Here is a 14,833-nt window from a genome sequence, read left to right as displayed (position 1 = left end):
GCCTCGGTCGCCACCGTGGCGCGCATGTACACATTGACGGTACGGTCGTCGACTTCGATCAGGATGTCGGGACTCACGGGGGCGACGGAACACGTGGCCAGCCAAGTCGCCTTGACCTCTTCCCGGAGGACCTTGTGGAGGATCAGACGGTCACGGAACAGCCCGTCGAGATCGAGGCTGAGGTGGTGGGAGGCGCCGTCCAGGGAAACCCAGTCGATCTCGACCGGCCCGGGAAACGTCTCGCCTGTCGCCGGCAGGATGCTGTGATGGCCGGACCAGTTGTCCTTCCATTCGGGCGGCGGTGGAGGACCGGATGGGCGGTCCTGATACTGGCCGTCGTAGCCGATCGTCCGGGTGCCGAACTGGTGCCGGTTGTAGATGAGGCTGCATGCCAAGGTGTTGTAGCAGCGTGCGCCGAAACCGTGGGTATGAAACCGCAGCGGCCACGGCTCCTTGCCGTAGAGCGGGCCGGCCAGCGCCGGCGAGGGTTGCCAGGAAACCATGTGCGCTCCTTATGACGTGCCCTGCGTCCTCGAGCCATCTTAAGGTCGCCGATGTCGCGCCCGCCACGCGGCCGGTCGCTGAAATCCGCGAAACCATGACAGCTTTCTCAAACTGCCATGGCAGGGATCGGGTCAGGCGCCGGCGAAGCGGCCGATGGAGAACGGCTCGATGGGGGTGGAGGTCCGCCCGGTGGCGAGCAGCTCGGCCATCACCTCGCCCACGCCGGGGCTGATGGCGAAGCCCTCGCCGTTGAAGCCGAAGGCGTAGTGCAGGCCGCTCACCCTGGCGCTCGGGCCCATCACCGGCTTCCAGTCGGCGGTGTAGCCCTCGATGCCGCTCCACACGCGGATCAGCTGCGCGTGGGCGAAGCCCGGCACGAAGCGGCGCAGCTCGCGCAGCTGGCGCAGGGTGTTGTCGGGCTTCACGTAGGCGCGGATGTTGACCGGGTCGGCGATGCTCTTGAGGCCGCCGCCGAACACGATGTTGCCGCGGTCGATCTGGCGGAAGTACAAGCCCTCCGTCTCGATCGGCGAGGACAGGCCGATGGACGGCCCGACCGCGTAGGGCAGCGGCTCGGTCACGCCCATGGTGGGCGCGCGCGCCTCCAGCGGCACCGGCTCGCCGAAGCTCTCGGCCAGCCGCTTGGACCACGCGCCGGTGGCGATGAGCAGCTGCGGCGCGCGGTAGACCTTGCCGTCGGCGGCGTAGGCGAGGAAGTCGCCGCCCTCCTGCTCGATGTGCAGCACCTCGGCGTGCTCGACGATGCGCGCGCCCTCGCGCTCGGCGGCGCGGGCGAAGGCGGGGCCGGCCAGGCGCGGGTTGGCGTGGCCGTCCACCGGCGAGAGCGAGCCGGCTACCACGCCGTCGCTGAAGATGCCCCAGCGGCGGCGCAGCCCCTCGGCGGTGAACAGTTCGAGATCCAGGCCCAGCGGTTTCACCGCCTGGGCGTGCTGCTCCAGCACCGCGGCCTGCGCCTCGGTGTAGCACACGCGCAGGTGACCGTAGGGCACGAACTCCAGGTCCTCGCCCAGCAGCTCCTTGATGCGCCCCCACACCGCGCGCGCGCGGTTGGCGAGCGGCAGCTGGTCCAGGTCGCGGCCTTGCCGGCGCACGTTGCCGAAGTTGGTGCCGCTGGCCTGGCGGCCGACCAGCTCGCGTTCGAGCAGGGTCACCGAGAGGCCGTAATAGCGGCGCAGGAAGAAGGCGGTGGTGGTGCCCATCAGGCCGCCGCCCACGATCAGCACGTCGCTGCGGGTCGGCGCGCTCATGAGAGCACCTCGCGCGTGTCCATCGGCAGCGGTTTCACCGGCGCCTGCGCGCGCAGGCGGCCGACGTCTTCCACCGGCAGCCTGCAGGCGTGGGCGATGATCTCGGCCGCGGCATGGCCGCAGTAGCGGCCCTGGCAGCGGCCCATGCCCACGCGGCTGAAAGCCTTGGCGCGGTTCACCTCGCGGCTGCCGGTCTGGTCCACGCAGCGGCGCAGCTCGCCGGCGGTGACCGCTTCGCAGCGGCACACCACCGCCTGGTCGGGCAGCCCGGCGAACTGCGCCTGGGGCCAGGGGAAGGCGAGCGCGAGGCCGCGGCGGAAGCGGTCCATGGTGGCGAGGGTGCGGCGCAGGTCGGCGTGCTGCGACTGGTACAGCGCCCGGCCCGGGGCGTGGCCCAGGTCGCTGAGCGCGGCCAGCGCGGCCAGCCGACCGGCGGCCTCGGCGCCGTCGGCGCCCAGGATGCGCGCGCCGTCGCCGGCCAGGTACACGCCCGGCGTGCTGCTGCGGCCGTCCTCGTCGAGGCGCGGCAGCCATTGCCGGCTCGTCGGCTCGAAGGCGAACTCGCAGCGCGCGAGGTCGGCCAGTTGCGTCTCCGCGCGCAGGTGCCAGCCCAGGCCCACCGCATCGCAGTCGAAGCGCTGCACATCGCCGTGGGCGTCGAACACGCTGACGCCGGCGACGCCGTGTTCGTCGCTGCCGAGGATCTCCAGCGGCCGCACGCCCTTGCGCAGCGCGACGCCGGCACGGCGCAGCTGCCGGATCAATTGCAGGCCGCGCAGCGCCAGCCGCGGCCGCGCCAGCAGGCCGGCCAGCGCGGCGAGCGGGGGGCGCGCCGGCGCGGTGTCGAGCACCGCCGCCACCTGCGCGCCGGCTTGCACGTACTGCGCGGCCACCAGGTACAGCAGCGGGCCGCTGCCCAGGAACACCACCTTCGAACCGATGGCGCAGGCCTGCGCCTTCAGCGCGATCTGCGCGGCGCCCAGGCTGTAGCAGCCGGCGCGGTGCCAGCCGTTCACCGGCGCCAGGCGGTCGGTGGCGCCCGAACACACGAGCAGCGCGTCGAACGGCAGCACCTGCGGCTCGCCCGCGCGCACGGTGTGCAACTCGCCGGGGGTGAGGTTCCAGGCCAGGGTTTCGCTGCGGTAGTCCACTTTGCCGCGCAGCGCGTCGAAGTCGCGGTGCAGGGCCTCGGCCTTGGGCGCCTCGCTGCCGTAGAGCTTGGCGTAGCCGCGGGTGAAGCCTTCGGGCTGGCGGCGGTAGATCTGGCCGCCGTCGCGGCGGCCCTCGTCGATCACCACCGGGCGCAGGCCGGCCTCCACCAGCGCCTGCGCGGCGCGCACGCCGGCGGGGCCGGCACCCACCACCACCACGCGCGGTGCCGACGGCGCACTCACGACTCGCCTCCGGCGCGCGAAAGGTGCGCGGCGAGATCCGGCGTCATCGGCCAGTAATCGGCGGGCGGGCGGGTGAGCACGGCCATGCCGGCCTCCACGACGGTGGAGCAGGCGCGCAGGCGCTCGCCGTTCTCGCGCCACACCCAGCAGTCCTGGCAGGCGCCCATCAGGCAGAAGCCGGCGCGCGCGCCGTCGCCGAATTCGGAGTCGCGCACGCGGCGGCCGTGGCTGAGCAGGGCCACCAGCAGGGTGTCGCCCTCCAGCGCCTCGGCCGGCCGGCCGTCGATGCGCAGGGCGAGTTTGGGACGGCCGGTTTCGGCCAGGCGCACGAAGCGCGCGGTGGGGGAGTCGGCAGGCATGGCGTGGATCAGGTTTCCGGCGGGAACAGGCGTTCGATCGGGTAGTGGTGCTTGATGAAGGGCGACTTGAGGACGATGTAGCTGAAGTACTTCTCGATGCCGATGCTGCGCTCGGCCAGCTCTTCCATCAGCGCCTGGTAGTGGTTGACGCCGCGGGTGACGAACTTGAGCAGGTAGTCGTAGCCGCCGCTGACCAGGTGGCATTCGATGATCTCGTCGACCTTGGCGATGGCATTCTCGAAGCGGGCGAAGTCCTGGCGCAGGTGGTTGGCGAGGGTGATCTCGGTGAACACGGTGAGCGTGTCGCCGAGCTTGGCGAGGTCGAGCTCGGCCGCGTAGCCGGTGATGTAGCCGGCCTGCTCCAGGCGCTTGACCCGGATCAGGCAGGGGCTGGGCGAGAGGTTGACCGCGGAGGCCAGGTCGACGTTGGTGATGCGCCCGTTCTTCTGCAGCTGCCCGAGGATGCGCAGGTCGATGCGATCGAGTTTGATGGATGCGGCCAAGGGCGACCTCGCTGGTGTCAGTGCCGGAACTCAAAGATGCTGCGAAGGGCTGCCGGAGTCCTTCGGTTCCACCGCGCCTGCAACGATCCCCGGCGGGCGCGTGCGGCGCTCCCGGACACCGCGCGCGTTCGCCTGCGCCGCACTATAGACCGGTTCAAGCCAGCGCGGCGCGCACATCGGGGGCCTCGAGCAACTCGTCCAGGGTGGCCTTCAGGCGCTCGCCCAGCAGGGCGCATTGATCCTCGTCGATGCACAGCGCCGGCGCGAAGCCGAGGATGTGGTCGGCGAAGGCACGGAAGACCAGGCCGCGGCGGTAGCCGATGGCGGCCAGGCGGTCGGGCAGCTTCAGCGCCGGGTCGAAGCCGCGCTTGCCGGCCTTGTCGCTGACCAGCTCCACCGCGCCGAGCAGGCCGCGGTGGCGCGTGTCGCCCACCAGCGGATGGTCGCGCAGGCCGTCGAGCGCGGCGGCGAAGTGCGGCGCCACGCGCTGGCCGTTGGCGAGGATGCCTTCCTCCTCGTACAGGCGGATCACTTCCAGCGCGGCGGCGGCGGCCACCGGGTGCGCCGAATAGGTGGCGCCGTGGCCGATCACCGCGCCGGCCGGCGCGCCGTCGGCGATGCCGGCGTACACGCGGTCGCTGACCAGGGTGGCGCCCATCGGCACGTAGCCGGAGGTGAGGCCCTTGGCCACCGTCATCAGGTCGGGCGTGACGCCCTCGGCCTCGCAGGCGAACATCGGGCCGGTGCGGCCGAAGCCGGTGATCACCTCGTCCACCACGAACAGGATGTCCAGTTCGCGCGCGGCGTCCTGCATCGCCTTCAGCCAGCCGCGCGGCGGCACGATCACGCCGCCCGAACCCTGCACCGGCTCGCAGAAGAACGCCGCCACGTGGTCGGCGCCCAGTTCCGCTACCTTGGCGCGCAGCGCGGCCACGGAGGCGTCGATCACCGCCTGCGCATCGCTGCCGGCGGGGCTGCGGTAGGGGTTGGGCGAGGGGATGTGGTGCTGCTGCGGCAGCGGCAGGTCGAAGCCGCGGTGGAAGGCGGGCAGCGCGGTGAGCCCGGCGCCGGTGCTGGAGGAGCCGTGGTAGCCGCGCTCCAGCGCGATGAAGTGCTTCTTCTGCGGGCGGCCGGTGACGTTGTAGTACTGCACGATGAAGCGTACCGCCGCGTCCACCGCCTCCGAGCCGCCCAGGGTGAGGTAGGCGCGGTTGAGCGTGGCGGGCGCCAGCTCCGCCAGCTTGGCGGCGAGGCGGATGGCCGGCTCGCTGGCGTAGTGGAAGTAGCCGGTGGCGTAGGGCAGCTTGCGCATCTGCGCCATCGCCGCCTGCACCACGCTCTCGCGGCCGTAGCCCACGTTGACGCACCACAGGCCCGCGAAGGCATCGAGCAGGGTGTGGCCGTCCGCGTCCGTGAGCCAGCAGCCCTGGCCCGATTCGAGCACGGTGGCGCCGCGCGCCTCGTGGCCGCGCCAGGAGGCGACGGGGTGGATCAGGTGGTCTCGGTCCAGCGCGCGCAGCGACGACGGCACGGGCGTGTCAGGCGACAGCATCGGGGGCATCTCCCAGGGAAGGCGAAACGGCGCGGCAGCCTCTGCCGTGCTCGGGGTCGATGCCAGCTTAGGCGGGGGCGCCAAGCGCGTGCTGCTGCATTGGCGGCCTCGTGCGCATCGCTGTGCGGTTGTCGCCGGGGCGGCAGCAGAATATGCGGCGCGCTGCCGGTGCCTGCGATTCGCTGTGCGAGCGCCGATGTGTAGAAGCGCGCCGCGCGCGCGACAAGCCCGCAGCGGTGACACCGCAGCGCCGCGGTCGCGTGCAAGGCGCGCCTACAGGCGCAGGCGGGCTCAGTAGCCGCGCTGGCGATCCACCAGGCCCAGCAGCGGCTCGCCTTGGCGATGGCGGCGCAGGTTGTCCAGCACGGCGAGGGCCGCCGTCTCCGGGCGGGTGGCGCTGGCGATGTGCGGGGTGAGCTGGATGCGCGGATGCCGCCAGAACGGGTGGTCGGGCGGCAGCGGCTCGGGGTCGGTCACGTCCAGCACCGCCTCGGCGAGCCGGCCGCCGTCCAGCGCGGCGAGCAGGTCGTGTGCCACCAGCTGCGGGCCGCGGCCCGCGTGCACCAGCGCGGCGCCGTGGGGCAGGGCGTCGAAGAGGCGCGCGTCGAGCAGGCCGCGGGTGGCGTCGGTGAGCGGCAGCAGGCAGACGAGGATGTCGCTGCGCGCGAGGAAGGCGCCGAGTGCATCGCCGCCCGCGTAGGTGGCGATGCCGGGCAGGGCGCGTGCGCTGCGGCTCCAGCCGGCGCAGTCGAAGCCGAAGGTGGCGAGGCGCGCCAGCACCGCCTGCCCCAGTTCGCCCAGGCCCAGCACGCCGATGCGCCGCTCGGCCGCGGCGCGCACCGGCAGCGCCCGCCACTCGCCGCGCTGCTGTTGGCGGCGGTAGTGCGGGAAGTCGCGGTGCAGCGCCAGCACGCTGGCGGTGACGTACTCCACCATGCCCTCGCGGATGCCCGGCTCGATCATGCGCACGACCGGCAGCCGCGGCGGCAGCGCGGCGAAATCGAACTGGTCCACGCCGGCGCCGACGCTGAAGAGGATCTCCAGGTTCGGGAACCGCGCGGCGAGGTCTTCCGGCGGCTGCCAGGCCACCAGGTAGCGCACCGCCAGCGGGTCGCCGACGTCGGGCCACTGGCGGAACGGCAGCGCCGGTGCGCGCTCGGCGAAGACGCGCGCCCACACCTGACCGCGCTCGGGGTCGGACTTGTACAGCAGCGTCATCGCCTGCGCTCCTTGAGTCTTCGCGTGCCGGCGCGCGCTGCGGCCTCAGGCGAACGCCTGGGTCGCCAGCGAGTACAGCCGCAGCTTGGGATCGGCCGTCGGCGGCGTGCCGCGCACCATGGTGGTCACTGCGTCCACGCGGGCCAGGCCCAGGTTCTCGATCCACTGCGTGAGGCCGCTGTCGAAGTCCACGTCGATGCGGGTGAACTTGCCCGCGTTGTGGCCGACCAGATGGGCGATCAGCGCCTTGGCGCCGTCGGCGTCGGGCGCCGCCACCGGGCCGACCACCCAGCCGCGGCCGAAGCGGTGCATCAGGGCGTAGCCGCGGGGCTGGTCCTCGAAGTCGAGCATCACCGCGGTGGTGAGGCCGCCCAGCATGCGCTCGATCAGCGGGCCGCGCGGCATGCCGCGCGCACGCGCGTCCAGCGCGGCGAGGGTGTCGATGTCGTTGCGCCCGGCCGGGCGCAGGCGCCAGCCGGGCTTGAGCGCGATCAGCGGCGCCGGCTGGGCGATGCCCTGGTGCTGGCGGATCTCGCCCAGCCGCTTGAAGCCCAGCCGCTCGTACAGGCCGCGGCCCTGCGCGGTGGCGTGCAGCAGCAGGTTGCGCCGGCCGGCGCCTTCGATCAGCTCGGCCATGATGCGCTGGCCGATGCGGCGGCCGCGGCAGTGCGGCGCCACGATCACCAGGCCGACGGTGGCGTAGTGCTCGCCCCAGGGCAGCGCGAAGCCGGTGCCGACGATCTCGCCGTCGCGCTCGGCCACCAGGCCGCGGCCCAGCTCGAACACCTGCTGCCAGTCTTCCAGCCGGTGCGGCCAGTGCAGCTCGGTGGAGAACGCATAGGCGGTCTTCAGGTCGCCCTCGGTCATCGGGCGGAAGCTCACGCCGTCGGCGGCGGGCGTGGCGTCCCGGGTGCTTTTTTCCATCAGGGCGATCGGCTTGGGTGCAGCGTCCGTCATTGCGGTCATGCTCCGTCGTCTGGCCGGACAAGAGGGATGCGGGCGGGGTGGTCCGCGCAGTCCGTCCGGTAGGGAATCCCGCGTCGAGGCACGACCAGGGCGGCGCGCGGGCATCGAATTGGCGCTGGCTATTTTACGGGCAGGGTGGCCGCACATTCGTTTTTTGGACGGCCGAAAAACGGCACAAGCTGCCTTGCTGCCGTGGCCAACGGCGGCACATGCGGCAGGGGCATCACTACATTCTGGTGACATACCCCGGAAAACGTTCATGGAGACCTCGCCTTGACCGCCTTCGAGCCCGCAACGATCACGCCCCAGGGCGGCCACTACATCGGCGGCCGCCTGGTGACCGACGACCGCCACGCCGCACTGACCGTGCGCCGCCCCTCCGACGGCGAGGCCTACGCGCAGCTGCCGGTGGCCGACGCGGCCATGGTGGACCGCGCGGTGGAAGACGCCCGCCGCGCCTGGACCGCCAGCGACTGGGCCACGCAGCCGCCGCGCGAGCGCGCCCGCGTGCTGCGCCGCTGGGCCGACCTGGTGGAGGCGGACGTGACCACGCTCGCCCCGCTGGAGGCGGTGGGCTCCACCCGCCCGGTGCGCGACGCACGCGGCTGGGACGTGCCGTTCACCGCCGAGGGCCTGCGCTTCTTCGCCGAATACGCGGACAAGCTGGGCGGCGAGGTGGCCGCCACGCGCCGCGACAACCTGGGGCTGGTGCTGACCGAGCCCTATGGCGTGGTCGGCGCGATCACGCCGTGGAACTTCCCGCTGGTGATGGTCTCCTGGAAGGTCGGCGCGGCGATGGCCGCCGGCAACGCCATCGTGCTCAAGCCTTCGGAGCTGACGCCCTTCAGCGCGGTGCGCCTGGCGGAGCTGGCGGTGCAGGCGGGCGTGCCGGCCGGCATCTTCAACGTGGTGCAGGGCGACGGCCTCACCACCGGCGATGCGCTGTGCCGCCACCCGCGCGTGGCCAAGATGACCTTCACCGGCTCCACCCGCACCGGCGCGGCGATCATGTCGGCCTGCGCGCTGAGCGGCCCCAAGCCGGTGACGCTGGAGCTGGGCGGCAAGAGCCCGCAGCTGGTGTTCGACGACGCGCCGGACATCGAGAAGCTGGCGGCGATGATCGCCAAGGCCATCACCGGCAATGCCGGGCAGGTGTGCGTGGCCGGCTCGCGCCTGATCGTGCAGGAGGGCATCGCCGAGGCCCTGCAGGCACGCATCGCCGAACACTTCGCGGCGCTGCGCCCCGGCGCCACCTGGGACGAGGGCGCCACGCTGCCGCCCATCATCTCCGCGCCGCAGGCCGGGCGCATCGACGACATCGTCTCGCGCGCAGTGCAGGCCGGCGCCGAGCTGCAATACGGCGGCGGCCGCTACGGCCCGGACGGCGGCGCCTACTACCGGCCCACGCTGCTGCGCGGCGTGGACGCGCACAACCCCGCCGTGGTGGAGGAGATCTTCGGCCCGGTGCTCACCGTGCAGACCTTCCGCGACGAGGAGGAGGGCATCGCCCTGGCCTCGCACGAGCACTACGGCCTCGCCGCCGGCGTGCACACCGCCGACATCGGCCGAGCACTGCGCGCCATGCGCGCGATCGCCGCCGGCACGGTGTGGATCAACCGCTACGGGCGCAGCGCCGACTTCGTGATCCCCACCGGCGGCTACGGCCAGTCCGGCATCGGCAAGGACCTGGGCCGGCAGGCGGTGGAGGCCAACCTGCGGCACAAGAGCGTGCTGATCGATTTCGCCGCGCCGCAGGCGTAGCGGGTGCGGCATTTCGTGACCGCCGCATTTCATGCTGCGCCGCGACGCCTAAACCATATCGGGCCATCGCGATACGAGAAAAATCCGCTAAAGCCGTTTCGGCGCCCATGCTTCAATCCTTGAAACAAAGGCTTGTCCGCCTCCAACCCGCACGGATTTTTTCGCCATGGCTTTCCGCCCCAAGTACATCACCTTCGACTGCTACGGCACGCTCACCCACTACCAGGTGGGCGAGCTGACCCGCGAGATCTACGCCGACCGCGTGGCGGCCGAGCGGATGGAACCCTTCCTGGCCGACTTCACCGCCTACCGGCTGGACGAGGTGCTGGGGCCCTGGCAGCCGCTGGACGACGTGATCCGCAACGCCCTGCGCCGGCTGTGCAAGAAGTGGAAGCTGCAGTACCTGGACGCGGACGCGCAGCGCTACTGCGACGCCATCCCCACCTGGGGCCCGCATGCGGACGTGTCGGCCGGCCTGGCCAAGGTGGCGAAGGAGATCCCGCTGGTGATCCTCTCCAACGCCATGGACCACCAGATCCAGCAGAACGTGGCGCTGCTGGGCGCGCCTTTCCACCGCGTCTACACCGCGCAGCAGGCGCAGGCCTACAAGCCGCGCCTGCAGGCCTTCGAGTACATGATCGATTCGCTCGGCTGCAACCCGGAGGACCTGCTGCACGTCTCCTCCAGCCTGCGCTACGACCTGATGTCGGCCGACGACATCGGCATCAAGCACAAGGTGTTCGTCAACCGCGGCCACGGCCCCGGCAACAGCGCCTACGGCTACACCGAGATCGCCGACATCGGCGGCCTCGCCGGCGTGGTCGGACTCTGAGCCCCGCCACGGCGCCCGCGCGATGAAGCTCGATTCCTACTGGACCCACTCGGCGAACGCCTTCGTCCCGGCCCCGGCGGAACTGCCGGCGCGGGTGGACGTGGCCGTGGTGGGCGCGGGCTTCACCGGCCTCGCCGCCGCCCGCGCGCTGGCCCGGCTGGGCGCGAGCGTGGCGGTGCTGGAGGCGGGCCCGCGCGTGGCCGGCGAGGCCTCCGGGCGCAACGGCGGCCACGTCAACAACGGCCTCGCCGTGGACTACGAGGCGCTGGCGGCGAAGGTGGGCGTGGACACCGCGCGGCGCTGGTACCACGAGTTCGACGCGGCGGTGGACAGCGTGGAGCGCCTGGTGCGCGAGGAAGGCATCGACTGCGACTTCCAGCGCAACGGCAAGCTCAAGCTCGCCACCCGCCCGGTGCACTACGACGCGCTCGCGCGCTGCTGCGAGCGCCTGCAACGCGACGGCGTGGATGCGGACGTGGCGATGGTGGATGCCGCCGCCGTGCGCGAGGAAGTCGCCAGCGAACGCTTCCACGGCGGCCTGCTGTACCGCAAGAGCGCGCAGATGCACATGGGCCGCTTCGCCGAGGGCCTGGCCCGCGCCGCCGAGCGCGCCGGCGCCGCCATCCTGCTCGACACGCCGGTGACGCGGCTGCGCCCGCGCGCCGCGGCGGGCGAGCACCTGCTGCACACACCGCGCGGCGTGCTGCGGGCCGGGCAGGTGCTGCTGGCGACGGGCGTGTCGCGCCACGGCGGCTACGGCAGCTTCGGCTGGCTGCGCCGGCGGCTGGTGCCGGTGGGCAGCTTCATCGTCGCCACCGCGCCGATCGAGCCGGCGCTGGCGCAGTCGCTCATGGCCCGCCGCCGCTGCTATACCACGGTGGCGAACATCCACCACTATTTCCGCCTTACCGCCGACAACCGCTTGATCTTCGGCGGGCGCGCGCGCTTCGCCATCTCCAGCCCGCAGTCCGACGCGCAGAGCGGCGTGCTGCTGCGCCAGGGGCTGGTCGAGACCTTCCCCGAGCTGGCCGACCTGCCCATCGACTACTGCTGGGGCGGCCTGGTGGACATGACGCGCGACCGCCTGCCGCGCGCCGGCGAGCGCGAGGGCATCTACTACAGCACCGGCTACAGCGGCCACGGCACGCAGATGTCGGTGCACATGGGCCAGCGCATGGCCAAGGCCATGTCGGGGAGCCCGGAGGCCAACCCCTGGCAAGGGCGGCCGTGGCCGGCCATCCCGGGCCACGTGGGCCCGCCGTGGTTCCTGCCGGCGGTGGGCCTGTATTACCGGCTCAAGGACAAGCTCGCCTGAGCCCGGCGTGTGCCGCGCCTCGCGCGCCGCGCCGGACATCGCCAGCCCGTGGGGCCGGCGCCGCTGCAAGGCCGTCGCGGAGGGCGACGGCTGTCGGGACGGGTCCAGGCTCCTGCCTGGCGTCTCGCTGTGGAAGCTTTTTTTGGACGTATGGACGGATAGACGTCCAAATAATTAAGGACGATGAATTCGCCATGTTTCGTACAAGACGTGGCGGAGCCCGGGCACAGATGCTCGGAGACGGGAGGCCGGCAGGGCAGGGGCGCGCAAGCGGGTCCTGGCCGGCAGAGGGGCCGTCCGGTACGGACGGACGGGGTTATTGCGGCGACGCCCACGAGAGAAGTGCGCCGCGAGCTACGGAGTCATACGCATGATCAGCATTCGCCGCACCACGACCGCGGTCGCCTGGCTTCTCGCCGCGGCCTGCACGCTCGCCGCCTCGGCGGCCTTCGCCCACGGCACCGCGCGGCCGCAGCACGGCGGCATCGTGAAGACCGCCAACGAGCTTTCCTTCGAGCTGGTGCCGCTGGCCGACGGCGCGGACGTCTACCTCTACGAGGAGGACGACCCGATGAAGCCGCAGGGCTTCGCCGGCAAGCTCACCCTGATCGGCGCCGACGGCCGCCACGAGGCACCGCTCAAGGTGACGGGCGACAAGCTGTCGGCCCGCGGCCTCAAGCCCGCCTCCGGCGACCGCGTCGTGGTGGTGGTCACCACCCAGGCGCAGCAGGCCACCTCGGTGCGCTACCTGCTGCCCTGAGGGAAGCCGGGCGGTATCGCCCGGGTGTTCCACGGCTGATGTACGGATATTCATGCCGTCGCAAGTTGAGGTCATCCGTTCGCCATGTTTCGTCCAAGACCTGGCGGACCCCAGCACAGATGCTCGGTAGCGATGGATCGATTCAAACGCCTAGACGCCTGAGTCGATCCTGGTTTCCCGACCCGTTTTGATCCAGGCACGTGAAGTCCGGAGCCCGTCATGTCCAAGTCCAATCGCCGTCGATGTACCGCCCTGTTCCCCGCCGTCACGCTGCTCGCCTGCTGTTGTAGCGCGGCATGGGCCCAGGACGATTCCAGCAAAGCCAAGAACGAGCCCAGCAAGAAGACGCTGAGCACGGTCAGCGTGAAAGGCGCCCTGCAGCCCTACCGCGACCTCACGGTGACCGGCGCCACCAAGACCGAAGCGCCGATCAAGGACCTGCCGCAGAACATCACCGTGCTCGGCAGCGACCTGCTCAAGGACGCCGGCGTCTCCCAGCTGGCCGACGCGCTCGACATGGGCAGCGGCATTTCGCGCCAGAGCAACTTCGGCGGCATGTGGGACAGCTACTCCATGCGCGGCTTCAGCGGCGATCCGAACTTCGGCTCCGACTACATGGTGAACGGCTTCAACGCCAGCCGCGGCTACAACGGCATGCGCGATGCGGCCAACACCGCCACGGTGGAGATCCTCAAGGGCCCGTCCTCCGCGCTGTACGGTCGCGGCGAGCCCGGCGGCACGGTCAACATCAATACCAAGAAGCCGCTGTTCAAGCAGCAGAACACGCTGGAGCTCTCCGCCGGCAGCTTCGACACCTTCCGCACCGCCATCGACACCACCGGGCCCCTGGGCAAGAACGTGGCCTACCGCCTCAACGCGGCCTACGAGGACGGCAACAGCTTCCGCGACACCGTCTCGCACAAGAACTACCTGGTCTCGCCCTCGTTCCTGTGGATGATCTCGCCGGACACCACGCTCTCCTACGAGCTGGAGGCGGTCCGCCAGAAGGCACCGTTCGACCGCGGCATCGTGGCCGTCAACGGCAGGCTCGGCGTGGTGCCGGTGTCGCGCTTCTACGGCGAGCCGAACGACGGCGACACCACCATCAAGTCGCTCGGCCACCAGGTGTTCCTGCAGCACTTCTTCAACGACGACTGGTCGATCCAGACCGGCGTGAGCTACCGCGACAGCTCGCTCAAGGGGCAGGGCACCGAGGTGCGCCCCTACGGCGCGCTGGTCAACGGCACCACGCTGCGCCGCCGCCTGCAGGTGCGCGACTACCAGGCCACCGACCTCACCGCCCGCTTCGAGGTGCTGGGCAAGGTGCACACCGGCGCGGTGGAGCACAACCTGCTGTTCGGCGTGGACGGCTACCGCTTCTGGGACGACCGCCGCCAGCAGCAGGCCGCGCCGGCCGGCACGATCTACGGCATCAGCCTGTTCGACCCGGTGTACGGCGGACCGAAGCCGACGCCGCGGCCCTCGATCATGACCAACGAGCGCCAGCGCGCGGCGGGCCTCTACGCGCAGGACCAGATCGACCTCTCCGAGCAGTGGAAGGCGCTGGTGGGCGTGCGCGTGGACCAGTACAGCCAGACCGTGAACGACATCCTGCATGGGCAGACCGTGCACCAGTCGCACCGCGCCACCAGCCCGCGCGCGGGCCTGGTGTACGAGCCGACCGAGCATGTCTCCCTCTACGCCACCACCTCGCGCAGCTTCCGCCCCAACAGCGGCGTCAGTCGCAGCTTCCAGCCGTTCGCGCCGGAGCGGGGCAAGTCCTACGAGGTCGGCGCCAAGATGGATTTCCTGGACGGGCGCCTGAGCTCCACCCTGGCGCTGTTCAAGATCACCAAGAAGAACGTGCTCACGCCCGACCCGGTGGACCCCAACAACTTCAACATCGCCGCCGGTGAGATGCAGAGCAAGGGCGTGGAGTGGGACATCGCCGGCGAGCTGACGCCGGGCCTGCGCGTGTCGGCCGCCTACGCCTACACCGACGCCCACATCACCAAGGACAACTCCAGCCTGATCGGCGTGAGCCTGGTCGGCCGGCAGAACGCCGACGTGCCCAAGCACAGCGCCAACCTGTTCCTGGTCAAGCAGTTCCAGCTCGGCGGCAAGGCGGCCTCGCTCGGCGGCGGCGTGAACTACGTCGGCCGGCGCGAAGGCTCGGTGGCGCCCTTCAGCAACGCCGACCTGTTCCAGCTGCCGTCCTACACCACCTTCAAGCTGGTTTCCTCCTACAACGCCACCAAGCGGCTGCAGTTCGCCTTCGACGTGGAGAACCTGTTCAACCGCAAGTACTACGCCAGTTCCTACAGCGCGTATTGGGTGTTCCCGGGCACCGAACGCCGTTACACGCTCACTGCTCGCTACAGCTTCTGAGCGCCGACCACCG

13 protein-coding genes are annotated in these 14,833 nt (G+C 71.3%); 5 read left to right on the top strand and 8 right to left on the bottom strand.

What is annotated here, in order from left to right; translation table 11 throughout:
- The 8 genes from ACH65_RS15360 to ACH65_RS15325 all read right to left on the bottom strand — a co-directional run.
- Positions 1–503 (bottom strand): hypothetical protein (locus tag ACH65_RS15360; RefSeq protein WP_049623494.1); only part of this gene is annotated, 503 nt, incomplete at its 3' end.
- 132 nt (positions 504–635) lie between these two features.
- Entirely contained in the window at positions 636–1,772 is a 1,137-nt protein-coding gene (locus ACH65_RS15355) for an NAD(P)/FAD-dependent oxidoreductase (protein ID WP_049623493.1), read from the bottom strand.
- Entirely contained in the window at positions 1,769–3,166 is a 1,398-nt protein-coding gene (locus ACH65_RS15350) for an FAD/NAD(P)-dependent oxidoreductase (RefSeq protein WP_049623492.1), read from the bottom strand. Before ACH65_RS15350 ends, ACH65_RS15355 begins: the two co-directional genes overlap by 4 nt.
- The gene (locus ACH65_RS15345) at positions 3,163–3,525 is read right to left on the bottom strand and encodes a (2Fe-2S)-binding protein (protein ID WP_049623491.1); all 363 of its coding nucleotides are present in this window, start codon (positions 3,523–3,525) and stop codon (positions 3,163–3,165) included. Before ACH65_RS15345 ends, ACH65_RS15350 begins: the two co-directional genes overlap by 4 nt.
- 8 nt (positions 3,526–3,533) lie before the next feature.
- A complete protein-coding gene (locus ACH65_RS15340) occupies positions 3,534–4,028 on the bottom strand; it encodes an Lrp/AsnC family transcriptional regulator (RefSeq protein WP_049623490.1) in 495 nt (164 codons plus the stop codon).
- Between the two features lie 154 nt (positions 4,029–4,182).
- Positions 4,183–5,580 carry an aspartate aminotransferase family protein gene (locus ACH65_RS15335; protein WP_049623489.1) on the bottom strand — a complete coding sequence of 466 codons (1,398 nt, stop codon included), beginning with the start codon at positions 5,578–5,580 and terminating at the stop codon, positions 4,183–4,185.
- A 291-nt stretch (positions 5,581–5,871) separates the two neighbouring features.
- Positions 5,872–6,798, bottom strand: a complete 927-nt coding sequence (locus ACH65_RS15330; protein WP_049623488.1) for a 2-hydroxyacid dehydrogenase — start codon at positions 6,796–6,798, stop codon at positions 5,872–5,874.
- Positions 6,799–6,843: 45 nt separating this feature from the next.
- Positions 6,844–7,755: a GNAT family N-acetyltransferase gene (locus ACH65_RS15325; RefSeq protein ID WP_237561540.1), complete on the bottom strand. Its 912-nt coding sequence runs from the start codon at positions 7,753–7,755 to the stop codon at positions 6,844–6,846.
- A 282-nt stretch (positions 7,756–8,037) separates the two neighbouring features.
- Here ACH65_RS15325 and ACH65_RS15320 point away from each other — a divergent pair, with 282 nt between their 5' ends.
- The 5 genes from ACH65_RS15320 to ACH65_RS15300 all read left to right on the top strand — a co-directional run bounded on the left by ACH65_RS15320 (position 8,038) and on the right by ACH65_RS15300 (position 14,820).
- Positions 8,038–9,525 carry an aldehyde dehydrogenase family protein gene (locus tag ACH65_RS15320; RefSeq protein WP_049623487.1) on the top strand — a complete coding sequence of 496 codons (1,488 nt, stop codon included), beginning with the start codon at positions 8,038–8,040 and terminating at the stop codon, positions 9,523–9,525.
- 166 nt (positions 9,526–9,691) lie between these two features.
- Entirely contained in the window at positions 9,692–10,357 is a 666-nt protein-coding gene (locus tag ACH65_RS15315; protein ID WP_049623486.1) for a haloacid dehalogenase type II, read from the top strand.
- A 22-nt stretch (positions 10,358–10,379) separates the two neighbouring features.
- Positions 10,380–11,672: an NAD(P)/FAD-dependent oxidoreductase gene (locus tag ACH65_RS15310; protein WP_049623485.1), complete on the top strand. Its 1,293-nt coding sequence runs from the start codon at positions 10,380–10,382 to the stop codon at positions 11,670–11,672.
- A gap of 370 nt (positions 11,673–12,042) precedes the next feature.
- Complete coding sequence (locus tag ACH65_RS15305) at positions 12,043–12,432, top strand: hypothetical protein (protein WP_049623484.1); 390 nt, start codon at positions 12,043–12,045, stop codon at positions 12,430–12,432.
- A 219-nt stretch (positions 12,433–12,651) separates the two neighbouring features.
- Positions 12,652–14,820 (top strand): TonB-dependent siderophore receptor, encoded by a 2,169-nt coding sequence (locus ACH65_RS15300; protein WP_049623483.1) that lies wholly within the window; start codon positions 12,652–12,654, stop codon positions 14,818–14,820.
- Positions 14,821–14,833: the final 13 nt, after the last annotated feature.

Source organism: Frateuria defendens, from assembly GCF_001182895.1.
Taxonomy (GTDB): Bacteria; Pseudomonadota; Gammaproteobacteria; order Xanthomonadales; family Rhodanobacteraceae; genus Frateuria_B; species Frateuria_B defendens.
Note: the sequence above shows the minus strand (reverse complement) of the source record. Positions and strands in the feature narration are given on the sequence as shown.

What these genes read in the sequence shown, in the direction of transcription:
- ACH65_RS15355 (WP_049623493.1), bottom strand. Translation starts at nt 1,772, where the DNA reads ATGAGCGCGCCGACCCGCAGCGACGTGCTGATCGTGGGCGGCGGCCTG.
- ACH65_RS15345 (WP_049623491.1), bottom strand. Translation starts at nt 3,525, where the DNA reads ATGCCTGCCGACTCCCCCACCGCGCGCTTCGTGCGCCTGGCCGAAACC.
- ACH65_RS15335 (WP_049623489.1), bottom strand. Translation starts at nt 5,580, where the DNA reads ATGCTGTCGCCTGACACGCCCGTGCCGTCGTCGCTGCGCGCGCTGGAC.
- ACH65_RS15330 (WP_049623488.1), bottom strand. Translation starts at nt 6,798, where the DNA reads ATGACGCTGCTGTACAAGTCCGACCCCGAGCGCGGTCAGGTGTGGGCG.
- ACH65_RS15325 (WP_237561540.1), bottom strand. Translation starts at nt 7,755, where the DNA reads ATGACGGACGCTGCACCCAAGCCGATCGCCCTGATGGAAAAAAGCACC.
- ACH65_RS15315 (WP_049623486.1), top strand. Translation starts at nt 9,692, where the DNA reads ATGGCTTTCCGCCCCAAGTACATCACCTTCGACTGCTACGGCACGCTC.
- ACH65_RS15310 (WP_049623485.1), top strand. Translation starts at nt 10,380, where the DNA reads ATGAAGCTCGATTCCTACTGGACCCACTCGGCGAACGCCTTCGTCCCG.
- ACH65_RS15305 (WP_049623484.1), top strand. Translation starts at nt 12,043, where the DNA reads ATGATCAGCATTCGCCGCACCACGACCGCGGTCGCCTGGCTTCTCGCC.
- ACH65_RS15300 (WP_049623483.1), top strand. Translation starts at nt 12,652, where the DNA reads ATGTCCAAGTCCAATCGCCGTCGATGTACCGCCCTGTTCCCCGCCGTC.